This is a genomic window from Cognatiyoonia sp. IB215446 (assembly GCF_033963825.1).
In the GTDB taxonomy this organism is placed as follows: Bacteria; Pseudomonadota; Alphaproteobacteria; order Rhodobacterales; family Rhodobacteraceae; genus Yoonia.
This window is the reverse complement of record NZ_JAXBMD010000003.1, coordinates 87,971-106,933: the sequence shown is the minus strand read 5'-3', so window position 1 is coordinate 106,933 and position 18,963 is coordinate 87,971. Positions and strand designations below refer to the sequence as shown.

At 55.9% G+C, this 18,963-nt stretch carries 16 protein-coding genes; 12 read left to right on the top strand and 4 right to left on the bottom strand.

Annotated features, from left to right (window positions below; translation table 11 throughout):
* Window positions 1–2: 2 nt before the first annotated feature.
* Window positions 3–1,553, top strand: coding sequence for a hypothetical protein (locus SLH49_RS14675; protein ID WP_320269911.1), 1,551 nt, complete (start codon window positions 3–5; stop codon window positions 1,551–1,553).
* Here SLH49_RS14675 and SLH49_RS14670 read toward each other — a convergent pair.
* Window positions 1,543–2,667 carry an acyltransferase gene (locus tag SLH49_RS14670; RefSeq protein ID WP_320269910.1) on the bottom strand — a complete coding sequence of 375 codons (1,125 nt, stop codon included), beginning with the start codon at window positions 2,665–2,667 and terminating at the stop codon, window positions 1,543–1,545. The genes SLH49_RS14675 and SLH49_RS14670 overlap by 11 nt on opposite strands.
* Before the next feature lie 212 nt (window positions 2,668–2,879).
* Between SLH49_RS14670 and xrtD the strand changes: the two genes are divergently transcribed.
* The 4 genes from xrtD to SLH49_RS14650 all read left to right on the top strand — a co-directional run bounded on the left by xrtD (window position 2,880) and on the right by SLH49_RS14650 (window position 7,604).
* Window positions 2,880–4,484, top strand: coding sequence for a VPLPA-CTERM-specific exosortase XrtD (xrtD, locus tag SLH49_RS14665; RefSeq protein WP_320269909.1), 1,605 nt, complete (start codon window positions 2,880–2,882; stop codon window positions 4,482–4,484).
* Window positions 4,481–5,713: a glycosyltransferase gene (locus SLH49_RS14660; RefSeq protein WP_320269908.1), complete on the top strand. Its 1,233-nt coding sequence runs from the start codon at window positions 4,481–4,483 to the stop codon at window positions 5,711–5,713. Before xrtD ends, SLH49_RS14660 begins: the two co-directional genes overlap by 4 nt.
* 57 nt (window positions 5,714–5,770) lie before the next feature.
* Complete coding sequence (locus SLH49_RS14655; RefSeq protein WP_320269907.1) at window positions 5,771–6,715, top strand: sulfotransferase; 945 nt, start codon at window positions 5,771–5,773, stop codon at window positions 6,713–6,715.
* Between the two features lie 247 nt (window positions 6,716–6,962).
* Complete coding sequence (locus tag SLH49_RS14650; protein ID WP_320269906.1) at window positions 6,963–7,604, top strand: VPLPA-CTERM sorting domain-containing protein; 642 nt, start codon at window positions 6,963–6,965, stop codon at window positions 7,602–7,604.
* A 66-nt stretch (window positions 7,605–7,670) separates the two neighbouring features.
* Here SLH49_RS14650 and SLH49_RS14645 read toward each other — a convergent pair whose 3' ends face one another.
* From SLH49_RS14645 to SLH49_RS14635, 3 genes are read right to left on the bottom strand one after another with little or no spacing between them, the layout of a single operon-like run.
* Window positions 7,671–8,546, bottom strand: a complete 876-nt coding sequence (locus SLH49_RS14645; RefSeq protein ID WP_320269905.1) for a CpsD/CapB family tyrosine-protein kinase — start codon at window positions 8,544–8,546, stop codon at window positions 7,671–7,673.
* A gap of 15 nt (window positions 8,547–8,561) precedes the next feature.
* Window positions 8,562–10,121 (bottom strand): lipopolysaccharide biosynthesis protein, encoded by a 1,560-nt coding sequence (locus SLH49_RS14640; protein ID WP_320269904.1) that lies wholly within the window; start codon window positions 10,119–10,121, stop codon window positions 8,562–8,564.
* 7 nt (window positions 10,122–10,128) lie between these two features.
* Entirely contained in the window at window positions 10,129–11,013 is an 885-nt protein-coding gene (locus SLH49_RS14635) for an ExeA family protein (RefSeq protein WP_320269903.1), read from the bottom strand.
* 408 nt (window positions 11,014–11,421) lie between these two features.
* Between SLH49_RS14635 and SLH49_RS14630 the strand changes: the two genes are divergently transcribed.
* From SLH49_RS14630 to SLH49_RS14600, 7 genes are all read left to right on the top strand, one after another.
* The gene (locus SLH49_RS14630) at window positions 11,422–12,099 is read left to right on the top strand and encodes a sugar transferase (protein WP_320269902.1); all 678 of its coding nucleotides are present in this window, start codon (window positions 11,422–11,424) and stop codon (window positions 12,097–12,099) included.
* A gap of 23 nt (window positions 12,100–12,122) precedes the next feature.
* Entirely contained in the window at window positions 12,123–14,570 is a 2,448-nt protein-coding gene (locus SLH49_RS14625; protein WP_320269901.1) for a tetratricopeptide repeat protein, read from the top strand.
* A 126-nt stretch (window positions 14,571–14,696) separates the two neighbouring features.
* Window positions 14,697–15,275, top strand: coding sequence for a polysaccharide biosynthesis/export family protein (locus SLH49_RS14620; protein ID WP_320269900.1), 579 nt, complete (start codon window positions 14,697–14,699; stop codon window positions 15,273–15,275).
* A 40-nt stretch (window positions 15,276–15,315) separates the two neighbouring features.
* The gene (locus tag SLH49_RS14615) at window positions 15,316–16,548 is read left to right on the top strand and encodes a hypothetical protein (RefSeq protein ID WP_320269899.1); all 1,233 of its coding nucleotides are present in this window, start codon (window positions 15,316–15,318) and stop codon (window positions 16,546–16,548) included.
* A gap of 332 nt (window positions 16,549–16,880) precedes the next feature.
* Window positions 16,881–17,084: a hypothetical protein gene (locus SLH49_RS14610; protein ID WP_320269898.1), complete on the top strand. Its 204-nt coding sequence runs from the start codon at window positions 16,881–16,883 to the stop codon at window positions 17,082–17,084.
* Window positions 17,085–17,300: 216 nt separating this feature from the next.
* Window positions 17,301–17,876, top strand: coding sequence for an isopropylmalate isomerase (locus SLH49_RS14605; protein WP_320269897.1), 576 nt, complete (start codon window positions 17,301–17,303; stop codon window positions 17,874–17,876).
* A gap of 73 nt (window positions 17,877–17,949) precedes the next feature.
* Window positions 17,950–18,963, top strand: a complete 1,014-nt coding sequence (locus SLH49_RS14600) for a glycosyltransferase family 2 protein (protein WP_320269896.1) — start codon at window positions 17,950–17,952, stop codon at window positions 18,961–18,963.

Genomic DNA, 18,963 nt, shown 5'->3' with positions numbered 1-18,963 from the left:
ATATGCCAAATCTTTTTGCCACTTTCGTCCTCTTTTCCTATCCGCTGGTCGTGATTGTGCTGTTCCGGCGGATGCCGGTACCGAATGCACTGATCTGGTCGATCATGGGCGGATATCTTTTTCTGCCGGAGCGGACGGGCATTGATTTGCCGCTTTTACCAGAGTTGAATAAGCATCTGATCCCCAGCCTGAGCGCAGCCATCATGCTGCTGCTGACCCCAAAACCACCGATGCGCCGCATTGTTGATCCCAGAGGTGCAAACCAGCGGGGCGGTCGTGCTGAAGGTGGCACGACTACAATCGCAACGCGGCATCAGCCCAGTGTGATCGCGAATCTCTGTATCGCGACCATGTTTATCGCACCAATCGGGGTCGCGCTGACAAACACGGATTGGGTCGTATTCGGCCCACGCGTGATTCCCGGCATCCGTCTTTATGATGCACTTTCAATGATGCTGAATGCAGGCGTGATGCTTTTGCCCTTCTTGTTGGCCAGGCGGCATCTAGGCACGCATGAGGCGCATATGGCGATGCTCTGGACCTTCGTAAAGCTGGGATTTGTCTACACTCTACTGATCCTGATTGAGATCCGTCTAAGCCCGCAACTGCACCGCTGGCTCTATGGGTTTCACGCACATGATTTCGTCCAGCAGATCCGTTTTGGGGGCTTTCGCCCTATGGTGTTCATCCAGCACGGTTTGCGGGTCGGAGTGTTCATGCTGATGGTCGTGATCGCGGCCTTCACCCTCTACAAAATTCGCGTCGCCAACCGTCCACCTCCCGGGCGAGCCGGACAGTCAGCAACTGAAACGCCAAAAGACAAGGGTTTGCCGCTTTATGTCGGCATCTACTTTCTGGCCATCTTGCTGATCTCGAAGGTTGTTGGCGCCTTCATGATCGCGATGATCTTCGTGCCATTTCTGATGATGACTAAACCCAGCCAATGGCGAATCCTTGCTGCCTTCGCAGCTCTGCTCGTTCTGCTTTACCCCATGGCACGATCCACTGGTGTGGTGCCCGTCGAACGTGTTTATAACCTTGCTTCTATCATCAGCGAAGACCGGGCGGGTTCCTTCCGGTTCCGGTTGAACCACGAGGAAGCCCTACTCGAACGGGCTGCCCAAAAGCCGCTTTTGGGGTGGGGTGGCTGGGGGCGTAGCCGCGTGTATGACCCCTTCACGGGCGCGGATATCACCGTTGCCGATGGCATCTGGGTGATCGTTTTCGGTGTGTCGGGTTGGGTTGGCTACATTGCGCAATTCGGACTTTTGACGCTGCCCGCCTTCGCTTATTTCTTTGCCAAAGGACAGCTTCGATACGCGATCGCCAGTCAGGGCTTGTGTTTGATATTGGCCACAAACCTCGTCGATCTGATGCCGAATTCCGGTTTGACGCCAGTGACATGGATGGTTGCGGGTGCGTTGCTGGGTCGGTTCGAACGGCGCGGTCAGAGTGAGCCTCAACGCACAGAAAATCCGCGACGTGATTTACGCCGCAGAACCGACCTGGCCGTCGCATCCCCGCGTCAGGTCAGACGCCGACCTACGGCCTGACGCGGCCCCAACCCTTGGTCTTCATGTTCAGGAAGAACCGCTCGAACGTGCGGAAACTGATATCGGCGATCACTATGGAAATGCCGGTATAGATCAGCAGCACCACCCAGTTTTGTGTCGCAAGGCCAGCCGCACCCAGACCCACGTTTGCGATGTGCAACCCGATCAGGTGATAAAGATAGACGCCATAGCTGATTTCCCCAACCCTCGCGATAGGCCGCAGGGCAAGGACAGGGCGCAATGCATTGTCTTCACGAATCACAATCGTGATCAAGGCAATTGCCATCGCGATATGCAGCGCCAGATTGGGCCACCCCTGCAAATCTGCAGGCAACCATTGTAGAAGTGCCAGAATGGTGCCGAACGACAGTAGGCAGGCAGGTGCAGATGACAAAAAGCGCGCGAGAACAGCAAAGCTTGCTGGCCGGTGCAGAAGTATCGCCACGACCGAACCGAGCAAGATGGGCGCATATGTCGTGTTGAACATCGCAAAGCGCAAAGGCCCAGCCTCAAATGCGGCAATCCCTAACGGCGTCAGCCAACCGATCACCGCTACCACATTCAACAAGACCAAAAACCCAAGGACCGGGATCAACCAGCCGGGCGGCAAAATCATCAGCAAGAGCGGCCAGACCAAATAGTACTGCTCTTCCACTGCGAGTGACCACATAGGCGATAAAAGCGGGATATCCGTAGTCAGGAAATTGGCAAGAAACAGATAGTAAAAGGGCAGTTGGCTCAGATACTGGGTCTCACCCTTCACACCTATGTAGTAGGTGGCCACCGCTGTCACGACCAGAAAGTAGACAGGGATAATGCGCAAAAACCGCCGCCAGTAAAACCCGCGCAGTGAGAAACGACCGCGTTCCGACGCCTCGCGCATCAACAACGTAGTGATCAGAAAACCACTGAGAACAAAGAAAAAATCAACCCCTACGAAGCCACGTGTCGCGATCCGGGGTGCGTTTTCAAGGCTGGTCCAGACCGGTCCATGATGCCAAAGCACTGCCGCGATGCACAAAAAGCGTAGGCCATTCAAAGAGCCGAAATGCCGCGTGGCCTGATAGTCTGAGAATGACGGCGCATTGTCCGCTGGCATGGCAATACTGATCACGTTTGAAATCCAAAACCGTTTGATATGCCTATCCATGTCACGGTTTCATGCGACCGCAAAGCCAAACTCGCCGTTGTATCACACCAACACACACTGTTTTTCCAGTGTTGGACCTGTCGGTCGTCGTCATCATCGTATAGACGTAAGGCCATATTTTGTGCCTACATTGAATATCAGCGCCGTGATGTTAACCTATTTGCATTGTGATTTAGATGACTGCTCGCCCTGAACCCCACGCCTCTTGGTTTATCACAGGCTACTTGCAAGCAGGAGTTTTCTGGCTGTTTCTGGCGACGCTGGCAGCGCTAGCCTTCTTTTTTGAAGGTCTGCAAGCGCTCTTCACAGCATGGCAATTGCCGGAATACAGCCACGGGCCGCTGATTCCCGTTCTTTCGCTGCTGCTGTTTTTACGTCAGTTGAAGACGGTGCCAGTCGATCATGGCCCCGTCACCGATCAGGGTCCGGGTATCGCCCTTTTGATCTTTGCCGTCATTCTAGGCCTGCTCGGCAAACTCAGCCAAATCGATCAGATTGTCGCCTATGCGATCATCCTGTGGGTCGGGGCAATCCTGCTGATCTTGTGGGGCTGGCGTGACGGTCGGCAGTTCTGGCCGCCGGTTGTGCATCTGGTCTATATGCTGCCACTGCCCGGCGTCCTTTATTACAAGGTCTCGACCTATTTGCAGATGGTATCATCCGAACTGGGCGTGTGGATGCTGCAGGTCATCAACGTGCCGGTCTTCCTTGAGGGCAACATCATCGATCTGGGCGTCTACAAGCTGCACGTTGCCGAGGCCTGTTCAGGCCTACGCTACCTTTTCCCGATCATGTCGTTTTCCTATGTCTTTGCTGTCCTGTTTCGCGGAACGATTTGGCACAAGGCGATCCTTCTGCTAGCAGCGGTTCCGATCACGATAGTCATGAACTCCGTCCGCATCGCTTTTGCTGGCTGGCTCGTGAACTATGTGGGGCTGGAATACTTGGAAGGGTTCACGCATTTCTTCGAAGGCTGGATCATCTTCATGATCTGCGTGGTCCTCCTGTTCCTTTTGGCGTGGCTGATGCTGCGGCTTGGCGGCTCTGGCATGGGGATTATCGACGCGCTTGACCTCGACACAAGCGGATGGGGCAGCCAGATGGCGCGGTTGCGGTTTGTCGCACCCTCACGCACACTGGTTCTGTCGGCTGTCATCCTTGGCGCTGGCGCTGCGGCGTGGGAGGCGCGGGGCACGACCGAACGCGTCACTGTTTCGCGTGAGCCCTTCGTGTTGTTCCCCACATCGCTCGATACCTGGCAGGCTGGCATTCCGCAGGCGTTATCGCCCGAAGTTCAGCGGACACTTGGCGCGGACGATTATCACTCGGTCTGGTTTGCAGAGCCGAACGAAGCCGCTGATGTCGGTCTCTTCGTGGCCTGGTACTATGATCAAACGGATGGCGGCATCCACTCGCCCGAGATTTGCCTGCCCGGTGCGGGCTGGGAAATTGCCAAGCTCGACCGGATCGACATCGCGCCCCAGGTCGGGTTTGACGCGCCCTACAACCTCAACCGCGCCGTGATCCAAAAGGGGCAGACGCGCATGCTGGTCTATTACTGGTTCGAACAGCATGGACGTCACACCGCATGGGATTTCGCTGCCAAGATGTACCTTTTGTGGGATAGCTTGGTGCTTGGCCGCTCTGACGGTGCATTGGTGCGCCTGACAACGCCGATCCTGTCGGGTGAGAGTGAGGCGGACGCCGAGCGCCGCCTGCAGGACATGTTCATCGAAACAACACGGGTATTGCCCCGCTTTGTGCCGGGACTTGATGTATGAGTATAGAAAAGGGCCGGCTGCTGATTTACGCGCCGGTGCCGCTTTATGGCACGCCTGACAACTGGATGATCGAGGCGCAGGCGGCGAATGGATTGCGCCTGTGGGCGGAAAACTTTGATCGCGTCACGATCATGATGCCTCATCTGGACGGTCCCGCGCCCACAGGCTGGACGCCTGCAGATGAGGTCGGCCCGAACATGGCGCGGGTCAAAGTTGTCGCCTTGCCGACGGCCTGGGTGCTGCCCAAGTTTGCAAAAGTCTACAGGCCGACCCGCGATATCATCCGGGCCGAGATTGCGCAGGCTGAATATCTGTCATTTGCCATCGGGGGCCTGATTGGTGATTGGGGCGCTGTCGCCTGTCTGCAGGCCCACAAAATGGGACGGCCATATGGCGTGTGGACGGACCGGGTGGAGTCGCAGGTCACACGCTCTGATGCGCGCGCTGGACCGCTAAAAGGCCGGATCAAGAAAAGCGTGATACACCGCCCTATGGCGATACTTGAACGATGGGTCATTAAGCGTGCGACCATTGGCTTGTTTCACGGCCAGCAGACGTTTGACGCTTATGCGCGATACTGCCGGAACCCACAGATCGTGCATGATATCCACGTTTCGCGTGATGCGCATATCTCTGACACGGCCTTTGAAGCCAAACTGAAAAGCGCCGCTTATGACCCATTGAAAATCGTTTATGCCGGGCGCGCGAATGCGATGAAGGGTCCGCTTGATTGGGCGTCCGCCTTGCAGAAGCTGGCACAAAAGGGGGTTGATTTCGAAGCACATTGGCTCGGCGACGGCCCACAACTCGATAACCTCAGAAAACAGCTTCAGGCTAATAGGCTGTCAGATCGTGTGACCTTGCATGGTTTCGTCAACGATCCGGCGCAGGTCGCCGCGCAAATGCAGGCGGCGCATGCTTTCCTCTTCTGTCATAAGACACCTGAGTCTCCACGTTGCCTGATCGAAAGCCTAATCGCTGCCACCCCGATTGTGGGCTATGAAGGGTCTTACGCCGCTGATCTGATTGGCGAAAACCAAGGCGGTCATCTTGTCCCGATTGGTGACACTGCTGCGCTGGGCGATATGCTATTCAAGCTCGCGCAAGACCGCAGTCATCTTGCCGACCTCATCCAAAACGCCCGAAAGGACGGCACGCCCTTCGATGATGAAAGTGTCTTTGAGCATCGATCGGACCTGATCAAACGCTATCTTGGCCAGCAACGGTAACGCCCGCGATCAGACCCTCACCACCTCCATACGCAAAATCTTCAGAAAGCGGCTGACATGCCCAAATCGCCACTGGTTCACATCGGATATCAAAAGACAGCATCGACGTTTTTGCAGAAACGGGTCTTCTCCGACGATGCCGTGTTCGTCAGACCATGGGGAGAACATGCTGCTCCAGCGATTGAGCATTTCGTGCTGGAGCATCCAGAGCATTTCGACCCCGTCACGGTCCGAAACGCATTTGGGCAGTTCGAGCACCAGATTCCGGTTATTTCGCAAGAGGATTTGTCCGGTTTTCCCGTATACGCATTCTATCATGCCGAAACCGTCGCGCAGCGGATCAAGGCAACCTTTCCCGATGCGCGCATATTGGTCTGCATCCGCGAGCAAAAATCGATGATCGTCTCGCAGTATTTTCAGTTTGTCCGGCAAGGTGGCAGCAGGTCGCTTCTTAGCATGCTTAAGGACAACGACAGCAAGGTTGGTTTTCGCCCGGTCATCCGCAAGGAACACTTCGAATACGATCTGATGTACAACCTATTGCGTCGGTATTTTGACGCAGACAACATACTTATGCTGCCTCACGAGCTGCTGCATCACGATCCGGACGCCTATTTTGCGAAGCTCAACGCATTGCTTGGGACATCACTGGTATCAACTGTCGCAACTGAAACGGTGAACGCAAAACGCAGCGGCAGTGCAGCGCAGATTGAGCTGTTCTTCAACAAGATGTTCCCAATGCCGCCGGATTTGCCGACGAACTATGGTGATTACCCGCTGTGGGTCCGCGGTCGTAATCGCATGCTGAGGAACATTGATCTGTTCGCCACACGATACACTAATTTGGGTCAGTCTTTTGAGGATAAGATCAAGCGTGACGCAGCCGGATATATTGGTGATCACTTTGCGAAATCCAACTCACGTCTTTCCAAGCAGTTAGACATCGACCTCGCCGCGCTTGGCTATCCAACTGCGGCCAAGACACAAGTGACCGCCGACTGAGTCGGCACCGCCTGGGTTTCTTGGTCAACTCGAGAGGTCGCGTTTCCGCAACGTTAACAATCCTCCTGATTCGCACCAATGGAATCGATGCCCGCAACAACCAAACCGTCGCGCAGGCAAAATACTGTACTTTGGGGCAAAAAGAGTCGTTTTATGCTTGCACAGGGCCATAGATTGCGGCCATTTGATGTCATTATGTAACCAGATATTAACTTTTGTCTTGATTGAGACGAGTGGAGTAACGACGATGAAACGGCTTTTGGCAGGCGCGATTGCACTTTTGATTTTGTCTGCGGTGAACGCGGCGGCGGCAACATTGAACTTTGTCGGCGCAGGTCAGACACACGATGTGACCCGAAATGATATCCAGCCAGCGTTCAACACAGAAATAGACATCATTACTGGCGATCAGAAGACCTACAGCAACGGCTTGTTCCTTGATGCAAGTGGTGGTGCTGCAGACGTGACCTACACATTCCTCGGCGCTGAAGCGGGCAACAGAAACTTTTCAGCCATTTTCGGTGGTGGGACGTTCTTCAATAGGGGTGGTGCTGCGTCCACGCCGGGTGACCAAATCACCGTGCGGCAAGAGACGAGTGGTTTGCTGGATTTTGCCTTTGGGACATATTCACCACTCCGCGCGATTGGCGTCTTTTTCAACGACGGTCTAGCCTATCCGGGTTCTTCCAACTTCGCGATGGGCTTTATCCAGATCGACGTGAACTCGTTCTACGTGCTCTTTGATGACATCGCGCGGGGTGACCGTGACTTTGACGATATGGCCATCCGTATCGATGTCGCGGCTGTGCCCATTCCAGCCGGTGGACTGTTGTTGCTGTCTGCATTGGCCGGGGCACTGGTGCTGCGGCGGAAATCCAACATCGCCTAATTCAAAACAAAACATTTTCACGACGGGGCTGATCGCTGATCGGCCCCTTATTTTTCTCAGCGAAAATCAGTCATATCCCATCTGACCGGTCTCATTGTCCATATACCGGCACTTGTTGAGAAGCACGCCGACCACATTCGTCTGTGATGCAAGATCACGCTCACAGACATCGATCTCGGCCAATGACGTGCTTTCGGCTGCAGCGACGAGCAAAACACAATCGACGACATCCATGAAAGCAAGCGTATCGTCGGTCTGCAGCATCGGTGGCATGTCAAAAATCGTCAGATCCGGCTGGTAACGCGCTTCGATTTCATCCAGCGCAGGCTCAATCGTTGAGCTTTGCAAAAGCTCCGATGAATTGCGCACTGGCCCGTAGTTGACGGCAAAGGCCAGGTTTGGTCGCGCGCGCATTGCCACATCAGTAAAGCTGGCTTTGCCTTCAAGAACAGCGGCAAAGCTGCCACCCCCCGAAAGATCCAAAGCCTTTGCCAAAGTCGGACGGCGCATGTCCATTTCACCAACAATCGTGTGCACCTCAGCCTGTTTTGAAAGCGAAAAGGCGAGGTTGAGTGCGACAGTCGACTTCCCACAATCCTTACCTGGTGACGTGATGGCAAGCCTTTTCCATCCTTGCGCACGCATCTGCTGCAGAACTTTGGTACGCAACATATCAAATGCCGCCGCCCCTTCGGGCTTTGCCGCAGAATTGCTGAATGTGACGATACGCTGCCGCGCCATCTTTTTGGGTGATGGCACGAAGTTGGCCAACGGCAGCCAGATTGACGCGCGATCCGTGGCCGGACGGATCAGTTGGGACCTTTTCGACATCGGCCCGCCAACGACGGGCGTAGCTTTGGATGGCGCGACAGGTTTTGGAGGAGGAATACGGCCCTCACGCGCGGCGCGTGCTTTTGCGATTGCGGCTTGTATCTTATCCATAATATTCCGCCATTCTTAGACCAGCCCAACCCTGCTCATGATCTCATCAAGGATGGGCTGCAACGGACGGATGTAGGCATCAATATACCAGATCGCCGCCGGCAGACCGACCAGAACCATGACCACCACGGCGAATACAATCAGCCGTTTGCGCCAAATCTCGCCCCTCGTCCGAATGTAGGGCATCGTCATGATAGGGGTGATCTGCAAGCCGTTCACGATATCAACTGGACGGCGCACCGCAGTGTTTATCAATTCGAGCAGCGCGATCAGTCCTAGCCCCATACCAAGGCCAGCGGCGATTCCCATCGCAACAATTCGACGCCTATTCGGACGAGTCGGGCTTGCGGGTGGGCTCGCCTGTTCAATAACCGAGATACGCTGACCCTTGGACAAAGCCTCAATCGTGTCACCAACTTCTGCGGCAGAACGGTTGCGCACAGCCTGATCGTATTGCGCGCGCAGATTATCGAAATTCCGCTCTAATGTGCCAAGGGTGATTGCGTTGCCGGGTGTCGCAGCGATCGATGCGGCAAGTCGTTCCAGATTTGCGGTGATGACAGCCTTCTGTTCATCAATGAACCCGATCTGTCCATCAAGATCGGCGAGCTGCAATTCGAATGGCGTCAGTTGAGTGCCTTCATCATTCAACCCGATTGTGCCCGCTGCCTGCTGCTCCGCAACGATCCGCTCAAGCGCCGAAATCTGTGCCTGCAACACTGCAATGCGTGGATTATCCGATGACAAAACGGCAGAGGTGCGCGTCAGCTCATCTTCCAGTTCCTGCAGTTCGGCCTCTTCCGGCGTGCGCGCAACAGCACCGACCAAACCAACTTCGCCGGTTTGTTCAAACAACTCAACCAGACGCTCACGCCTATCACGCAGCTGACTTTTCTCGCGTTCAAGTTCCAGCAAACGCTCCTGCTCGGCGGCCTGCTGCGAACGACGAAATTCAAGGCTGTCGGGCAGGGCTTCCAGATTGGCCTCTTGAAACTCAAGGATGCGCGCACTCATCTGGGACAATTCCTGTTCCAGCCGGTCGGTTTCCTGCGAAAAGAACTCCAGTGTCTGACCAGAAACGGTCGTCCGCATCTCAATGTTTTCTTGCAGGATGAGCGTGACGACCTCGTTCGTGACCGCTGCGGCCATCTGTGGTTCGGGTGCGTCAAAACTAACGGTCACAAAGGATGCGGATGAGCCGCGTCCGGTACCGCTAGTCTGAATCCTGATCCGCTGCCGCATGTCCATCACGCGTTCATCAGGTGTCAACTGATCCTCTGGTGCGGACGCACCGCGATAGACGCCCAACCGGTTGGCCATCTCAAGCAGATTGTCTCGCGCCAAAATCCGTTGACGAATAATCTGCAACTGCTCGGTCGCATCCGTGCGGACGGTCGAAGCGGCAAGGTCGCCGGGGATCTGTTCGGATTCAACCACCAGCCGCGCTTCGGCGACATAGATCCGCTCTTGTGTCAGCGCGACAGCAAGGCCAACGGCCGTGCCAAGGCACAGCAGGACAAAGAAGTAAGGAAAGCGGCGCCAAAACACCGCAAGATAAAATCTAAAATCGATCATCCACCAATCACTTCGTACTGCCAGACTGCAGAGCCGGTTGATCCGGTCTTTCAGTCGCAACGCCCCCGGCGAAAAATACCCCGTCGCCCAGTACTTGTTCAACCGTTGTTGCCGTCACTTTTTGTTCTTCGCTTGTATAGGCATAAAGCAGTGACAAGTCACAAAGCTGATTGATCAATCGCGGCACGCCGCGAGTCTGTACAAAAACCATGTCGCAGGCGGCTGGTGTAAAGATTGGCGTTTGCGCCCCAGCAACTTCCAACCGGTGGTCGATGTAGTCACGAACGGCAGAGGCATCCAAGGCAGGCAAATGAAAACTGGAAGCGACCCGCTGGGCAAACTGGGTGAAGTCCGGGTGGCGGACCTTGTCGCGCAGCTCGGGCTGACCAACCAGCACCAATTGCAGAAGCTCATCCTTATTGGAGTTGATATTGGTAAACATCCGCAGCTCTTCCAACGACTCGCGGCTAAGGTTCTGCGCCTCGTCAAAGATCAGAACGACGCGGCGGCCTTCGCCATATTGCGCGATCAGATATTCCTCAAACTGACCGAAAAGACGCACATAATCGGCCTCCGCCGGAACCGGCTGATCAAGGGCCTGCAAAACCCAACGCAGCAACTCATCCCGCGTGCCGTGGGCGTTTGAGATTAAACCGATCGTCAACTCATCGCCCATCGATTTGAGCAGATGATGCAAGAGCGTGGTCTTGCCCGCGCCGACGTCGCCAGTGATCAACGTGATTGGCGCGCGCGTGACGATACCATACTCGAACATCGCATAGGCCCGTTCGTGCACCGGCGACCAGAATATAAAGTCTGGATCGGGCACCAAACTGAACGGACGTTCATGCAGGCCGAAGTGATCAAGGTAAATATTGATCGCGTGATTCATGCGTTTCCCAGCCAAAGTTGGCAGCGCTCTGTGACACGGGACACAGACGCGATTCGAAGTCTTGTGATTTTTATCTGATAACCGCTTTTCAAGCCAGTCAGAGCCCCTTGGTAAGGAAAAACTGACTTTAGGTAAGGTTGGAAAAACAACAGACTGGTGCGCGAGACGCAACAATGGGGAAAAATGCCGATTATCAAACACTTAAAGAGACGATAAATTCAGCGATTACGCCGAAAATGGGCTATTTTTGTGGCTAATGATCCGTTAAAGTCTGCGTTGTTAGGACCGTGTGTTGCTCCACGAGTCGGATTGCTGAAAACTGGTGATGTAAACGGTGCAATGGTACTGACAGATTAGATTTGTGTCACATTTTTCGGGCACATGTTTTTGGAAAACGAGTAGAGATTAATGACAACAAATTATTCAGAAGTCCCCAAGAGGACGAAGGCGCGCGCCCTTGCAGCCGCGCTGCTCAACGAGCGTCCTTATGAGCTTGGGCTAAAACGTATTTTCGATATTGCTTGCGTGCTTTTAGCAGCACCCATTGTCCTCCCGCTGATTGGTATCATGGCAATCCTGGTGTCGCTGGACGGCCATTCTCCTTTCTATCGGCAAGACCGTGTTGGCCGTGGCGGCCAGATCTACCGGATCTGGAAGTTGCGGACCATGGTGGCAGATGCTGACCAGATGCTGAAAGGCTATTTGGCTAGCAACCCGGATGCCGCCGCTGAATGGGCACTGACTCAAAAACTTAAGCGCGATCCACGGATCACAAATATCGGCCATGCACTGCGCAAAAGCTCTTTTGATGAACTGCCGCAGCTTTGGAACGTGCTTGTGGGCGAGATGAGCCTTGTTGGCCCGCGGCCAATGATGCCGGAGCAGCGCGACCTTTATCCTGGGCGTGCTTACTTCACGCAACGGCCTGGCATCACGGGCACCTGGCAGGTCTCAAAGCGAAACGAAAGCACCTTCGCTGATCGGGCACGCTTTGATACCGACTATGTTGCGAACCTGTCTTTCGCCAATGATATCAAGATCTTGTTGGCAACGGTCCGCGTAGTACTGAAAGGCACGGGTTACTAAACAGGTAACCCGTGTAGACCCGCATGCCTATGCTGCACTATGCCACCAGACGCACCCTGCGACGGGGGCTTTTGTGTGTTGCGCTTTGCGCTTTGGTGGCCTGCAAGACATCCGAGGAAAAGGCCGATGAATTCTATCAGTCCGGTCTGACGCTTCTTGAAGCTGGTGATCTTGATCGGGCGGCGATTGAGTTTCTGAACGTCTTTCAACATGACGGTTTTCACCAGGATGCGCGGCGTCAGCTGGCCGATATCCGTATGGCACAAGGTCAGGTCGGTGCGGCCTATGGGCAATATCTGCGCCTGATCGAACAATATCCAGACACGCCCGATGTGCGCCTGATCCTTGCGCGGACCGCGATTGACATCAACAACTGGGATGAGGTGCGTCGCCATGGCGATGCGGCGTTCCAGCTTGTGCCTGACAATCCAATAGCCCAAGCCCTGCAAACCGCGTTGACTTATCGCGACGCGACATTTGCCAACGATCTGGCCGCGCAAGCCGCTGCCGCCACGCGCGCGCATGACCTGCTGGCCGCTGATCGGATGAACGAGGTCGCGCGCCGCGTTGTTATTGACGATCTTCTGCGCAGCGACACACCAATGGACGCCATGCCCGAGATTGACCGGGCCTTGCAACTCGACCCGGAAAGTTATGCCTATCATACGATCCGCCTACGCCTGCTGATGCAGGTCGGCGACATTTCGGGCATTCGTGCACAGCTTGAACGGATGGTAGCGCTTTATCCCGAAGACGATGACCTCACCAACACATTGGTCAGCTGGCATTTATCACAAGAGGATTTTGACGAGGCCGAGATCTATCTGCGGGAACTCGCGGGTGACATCGCCGGACCAGTCGAAGGACATATCGCGGTTGTGCAACTGATACAGGGCGCGCACGGTCCAAGTGCCGCGAAGGTGGAACTCGACCGCCTTGCCGCTGCTAATGCCGGTACGCCAAATGCGGATATCTACCGCTCTCTCGCTGCCGTTATTCGCTTTGATGAGGGCGCGCAGGAAGACGCAATCGCAACCTTCGCCGATATTCTCGAAAGTGCACCCGCCGTTGACCAGACCCGGCGCATACGCAACACTTACGCGCGTCTTTTGATTGCCCAGGGTGACATCGCCGGCGCCCGCGATCAGGTCGACACGATCCTGAGTGAGGACCAGTCAAACGTCGATGCACTGAAACTGCGGGCCGGGTGGGCAATCGCAGATGATCGCGCCGATCAGGCAATCCTTGATCTGCGCATGGCCCTTGGTCAGCAGCCACGCGACGCCGAAATCCTGACGCTGATGGCGGACGCCCATGAACGCGAAGGTAGTCTTGCGCTCGCTGGCGAACGTCTCGCGCTGGCCTTTGACATCAGTGGTGCGGCACCGGATACCGCGCTCCGCTATGCCAGCTTCCTGATGCGCGAAGGGCGCAGCGCAGCCGCGCGCAATGTGCTAACGGACGCCCGCGCAGCCAATCCCGGTGACATCCCGGTGATGACGGCGCTTGCCCGCATATTGCTGACCAAAGGTGCCTGGGTTGAGGCGCAAAGCATCGCCAACACGTTGCGCAGCATCGAAACACCTTCTGCGCAAGAGGCCGCGACATCGCTGCAGGCCGCGCTTTTGCTGGGGCAAAACCGGGTCGATGACAGTCTGGCGTTTCTGCAAGGTGAGATTGATCAGGGCAACGCGGACATCACCGCCATCACACAGGTGGTCCAGATCCACTTGCGGTCCGGGAACGTGGACAGCGCTCGCGTCTATCTGGATCAGGCGCTGACGACCCACCCCGATGACCGCACGCTGCTTATGCTGGATGCGAGCCTGCATGCCATGGCCGGTGCATTTGACCGCGCGGAAGACCTTTTCCGTGACATGATCGCGGCAACGCCGACTGCCGAGGCCCCGGTCCTGCGGCTTTATAACCTTCTGGTTGCGACAGACCAACCCGACGCTGCCAGTGCATTGATTGACGAGGCCCTTAAAGACCAGCCAGACTCGCTCAACCTGCGTTGGATTCGCGCGGGCGCGCTGGAGGCGCAAGGCGACATTGACGGGGCCATCGCCCTTTACGAAGAGATGTATGCCGTCAACTCAAGTGCTGTGACGATTGCCAACAACCTCGCGTCGCTGATCGCCACGCACAAAAACGATGCCGAAAGCATCGCCCGCGCGGCGGCCATCGCCAAGCGGTTGCGTGAGCTAGATTTGCCGCCGTTTCAGGACACTTACGGCTGGATTGCCTATCGCCAGAACAAGTTTGACGAGGCGCTGACCTACCTGAAACCCGCGGCAGAAGGGCTGCCCGATGATCCGCTGGTTCAGTACCATCTTGGCATGACCTATGCCGCGCTCGGCGATCATGAAAAAGCCATTGAGCAGCTTGGCAATGCGCTCGCGCTTGCCGGATCAAGCCCCCTCCCGCAGTTCGACGAGGCGCGCGCGAAGCTGCAAGAGCTGAGTCAATAAAGTGTCACTTCGCAACAACATCCGGTTTTTGTTGCGTTTTTCGTTTGGTGAAACCGGAAATCGCGGTAAGTCTGGCCCCAAGTGGGGCATAGATCCCGCGTGAAACTATTGGAATGAGGCCGTGTCATGACCCGTTTTGCCACGTTTCTGGGAGCTCTTGCCGCCCTTTGGCTCATCGCGACCCCAGGTGTCGCACAGGAATATCGCGTTCAACCCGGCGACACATTGCGTGTCGAAGTTGTCGAAGACCAAAGCCTGAACCGCACCTTGCTGGTCTCGCCCGACGGGCGCATTTCCCTGCCTGGTGCCGGGGCATTGCGCGTCAACGGTTTGACGATTGAGCAGATCCAACGCGCGCTGGCACAGCGTCTGGCGCCCGGATTTGTCAATCCACCCAATGTCTTCGTCGATATTCAGGCATTGGCACCCGAGGATGAAGACCCCGTCACTTCGATCTTTGTTGTGGGCGAGGCAAACACCGTCGGCCGAATTGAGCTTGAGCCTGGCACGACGTTGCTGCAGGCTTTCGCGCAGTTCGGCGGCTTCACGAACTTTGCCGCGACCAAGCGCATCCAGCTGCGCCGCGGCTCTGATATATACACCATCGACTACAACAAGATCCTGGATGGCAGCAGCCGTAATGGCTCCGTGCGCATGCACGAAGGCGACGTGATCATCATTCCACAACGGAAACTGTTTGAATAACGTCCCGCACCCCGGACTGCTTTAGGGGGAGTGGTCTGACATGAAGAAGTTCACCTTTCTGGTTTTGGCAAGCAGCCTTTGCCCGGGCCTTCCTGCGGCGCAAGAGGCCGAGCCGGGCGGCGTCTTTTTCACCTTCGACATCACTCAGTCGTTAGAGGCAAATTCAGACCGCGACCTGGCAACACCTGAAGAGGAAGACGAGGTCGAGGCGACACTCGGTTTGCGTTTCGGTGCCGTGACAGAGACACGGACACAGCGGCTTGCATTCGGTCTGGGGACCGGTTTGCGGGCTGTAGATGGAGAAGTTTCGAATGAGGATGTGAGCGTCCAGCTCTCTTATGACCGTAACAGTGCCGATGCTGTGCTTAACACGTCTGTCCGAGCCGTCAGGTCCGATATTTCGTTTCTGAGGGATGCGTCGGATTTCATCAATGACCAGGGCGAGATCGAACTGCCCGACGATTTTGAAGATCTGACAGGCACCGGGACGCGCACAGCATCCACAATCTCTGCCGGATTCCGCTGGGGTGAGACCGCGCCCTTGGGTTACCGGATCAGCGTCAGCCAGCAGTTTTTGCGCTATGAAGACGCAAGTGCCGCCTTGGCAGATAGCGACACAGGTTCGATTGGCGCCGGGTTACGGCTGAATATCAATGAGGTGACAACAGGCAACCTCGACCTCAGTTACACCCAAACCGATGAGGTGGGCGAACCGCTGGAAGATCGCGTAACACTAAGTGGATCGGTAACGGTCGACCGGCCATTGGGTGATCTGACCTTTCAACTCAGCACATCTCGCGATGAAGCCGATGACATCTTTTGGGCAGGGTCCGTGGCGCGCCGTCTGGCGCTACCGCGCAGTGCTTTGTCCGGTTCTCTGGGCCTCGTCGAAGATGAGGCTGGTGAGGCGCGCCCCACGGGTAGCTTGGCGTATACTCTCCCTCGGCCTGCAGCTCGGATCGAACTGAGCGCAAATAGATCACTCCCCCCCGGCGGAGACCGTGCAACGACCACTTTGCGCGGTACCTATGCGCAGGAGATCACGCCGGTTAGCAACATGCTGTTCGACGTCACATTTGGTGAGACGCGCGACCCTGATGGATCTGACAGGTTAGCGACGGGCAGCGTGACAGGACGATACGCCGTTGAACTGACACCAGTCTGGTCATTCAGCGTCGGAGCGGGAATCAGTCTGCGCGACGAGGACGGGACAAGGCGTCGCAGCAACTCACTCTTCCTGGGGTTGGATCGCCCAATCTCATGGAGACCCTGACGAGTCTTCGCGAGAGTCGGAAACGTCGCCGCAAAATCAATCAATTGCCTTCAGAATTATCGCGACAATTGATACAGAACCGGGCATTTGTCGCCAAATTTGGGCTAATTCTCGCCGATCTTATACAAAAATGAGTTGGCAAGCATCAATACCGGCCTAATATGAATATTGTACTAGAAATTGTTTCGGCAAAGTTGGCGCAACGTTAAGGTTATATTAACGCAAGGATCGTATGCTCGCCAACATGTGGACACAGTTTGGACATGGTTGTTGACCACGTTCAGGCTTGCTTCGGGTAAAACCGGTGCTTCAGTCCCCAAAGGGAGGAGTGGATGATGTTTATCGTTGCTATCGCCTTCGGGATCTTGTCCGGCATGATTGCTGCGGCAGCGGCACTTTTAGCGGGTTACGGGTTACTAACAGCATTTGTCGTCTACGTCGTCGCAGGGATCGTCGGTACGGTTGTTACCGCCGTAGTCAGCTTGATCCCCAAGCAAAGCCATGCAGCCAAAGCTGGTGTGACGCAGCGCGGCTAAGCGTGCTCTCGCATTGTTGAACGGCTTTATCCTCAAATCATCACTGATGACAGAAGCTGTTTTCGTTGGGGCGCCAAATCGTGCCTGTGGCGACAGCGCGACCTAGCGAAGCCAAGATAAGTCAAGCTGTCGGTTGCGCACGCTTGACGGAACGGCAACCAACTCATACCACTCAATTCAGCGCGTTCGGCGGCCATTTGATGGTACGAGTTTCATTTGAGCCCACAGGATCTTTTCGATTGCATCTTTGCCGCATGGTCACCGCAGATCGGTGATCCGACCCTGATCGGCTGGGCCACTGTTGTGGCCTATGCACTTGGCGGAGTTCTCGCGCTGGTGGTGGTTATCAGAAATCCCGGTCGCGCCCGCCTTTTTTGGCTAATCGTGATGGCGCTACTTTGCGCGCTAGCAATCAACAAACAACTCGATCTGCAGTCGGCGCTGACGGCTGCCGCGCGGTGTCTGGCGCAAGCACAGGGCTGGTACGAAAACCGCCGGTCAGTCCAGATCGCCTTCATCCTGTTCGTGGCGGTCGCAGCCTTGGTCGCAGGCCTGACACTTGCCTGGGTGATGCGCCGGCAAATGCCACAAATCTGGCTCGCTTTGCTGGGCCTCTGCCTGCTTCTTGGCTTCGTTGCCGTGCGGGCTGCGGGCTTTCACCACATGGATCGTCTGATTGGCTTTGAGATCGGAGGGATCCGCCTCAACTGGCTGTTGGAACTTGGCGGGATCACCTTGATCGCGGTCAACGCGCTTGTCCTGATCGCAAGAAGCAACGACAGCGCTCGATAGCATCTGTTGCCCGCACCGCGTCACATGATAGCGTCCACATGATTGATGCAGCACATTTGCACGAGGGCATATTTTGACAGCCATCCAAAAGGTCGATCTGGCGATTTTTGCGCATAATGAAGAACACAATATAGGTGCAGTGCTCACGATGCTTGCAAAGCAAAGCATCTTTGAAAATGCCGAGATATCCGTGCGGATCATCGTGCTTGCCAATGGTTGTGCTGACCAGACCGTGAGCGTCGCGCAGACGACCATCCGGGAGCTGCCGCATGGTCGACATTTTGAAGTGTGCGATCTTGCCATCGGAGGGAAGTCGCGTGCATGGAATGCGTTCGTGCACGAGACTGCGCGCAAAGATGCGGATCATCTGATCTTTTGCGACGCCGATATCGACATCCCCGAACCGGACACGCTGGACCGGCTGCTCGCCTTTGTGCAGGCCGACCCCAAGCGGGTGATCGCATCAAGTCGCCCCGTGAAAGACATCGTTTATGCCCCGGATAACCTGAATTACCGTGACAAGATGATTGCCGCTGCGGGCGGCACGCTCGACAATTGGCGCAAGGCCGTCTGTGGCCAGCTTTACATCATGCGCGCCGCAACTGCGCGCAGCTTTCATCTGCCCATCGGCCTACCCGTGGAAGATGGTTTTGTTCGGGCGATGACCCTGACCGACCTTTTCCGCCACCCCGAAGACCTTGATCTGATCGACGGGGACAATACGATCTTTCACGTCTACGCATCCGAACGTGGTATCCGCGCCCTGATCCGCCACCAGGTGCGGATCGTGATCGGCAGCGCCATCAACGCAATCATCTTCGATGTGGTTCGGCAATCTGACACGCCCAATCAATTGCTGCGAGAGGCCGCAGAAGACGACGATTGGCTGGCCCGCACATGCAAGAGCGCTCTGCCGCGGCGATACGGCTATGTGCCGGTCCACTTCCTGACCAAACGGCTGAGCAATCTGCGGGCGCAGAGCCTCAAACGCAAGGCAATCTTACTTGTTGGGTTCGGCTTTGATCTGGTGGTTTACGTAATCGCACAGTTCAAAATGGCGCGCGGGACGGGGGCAGGGCACTGGTAG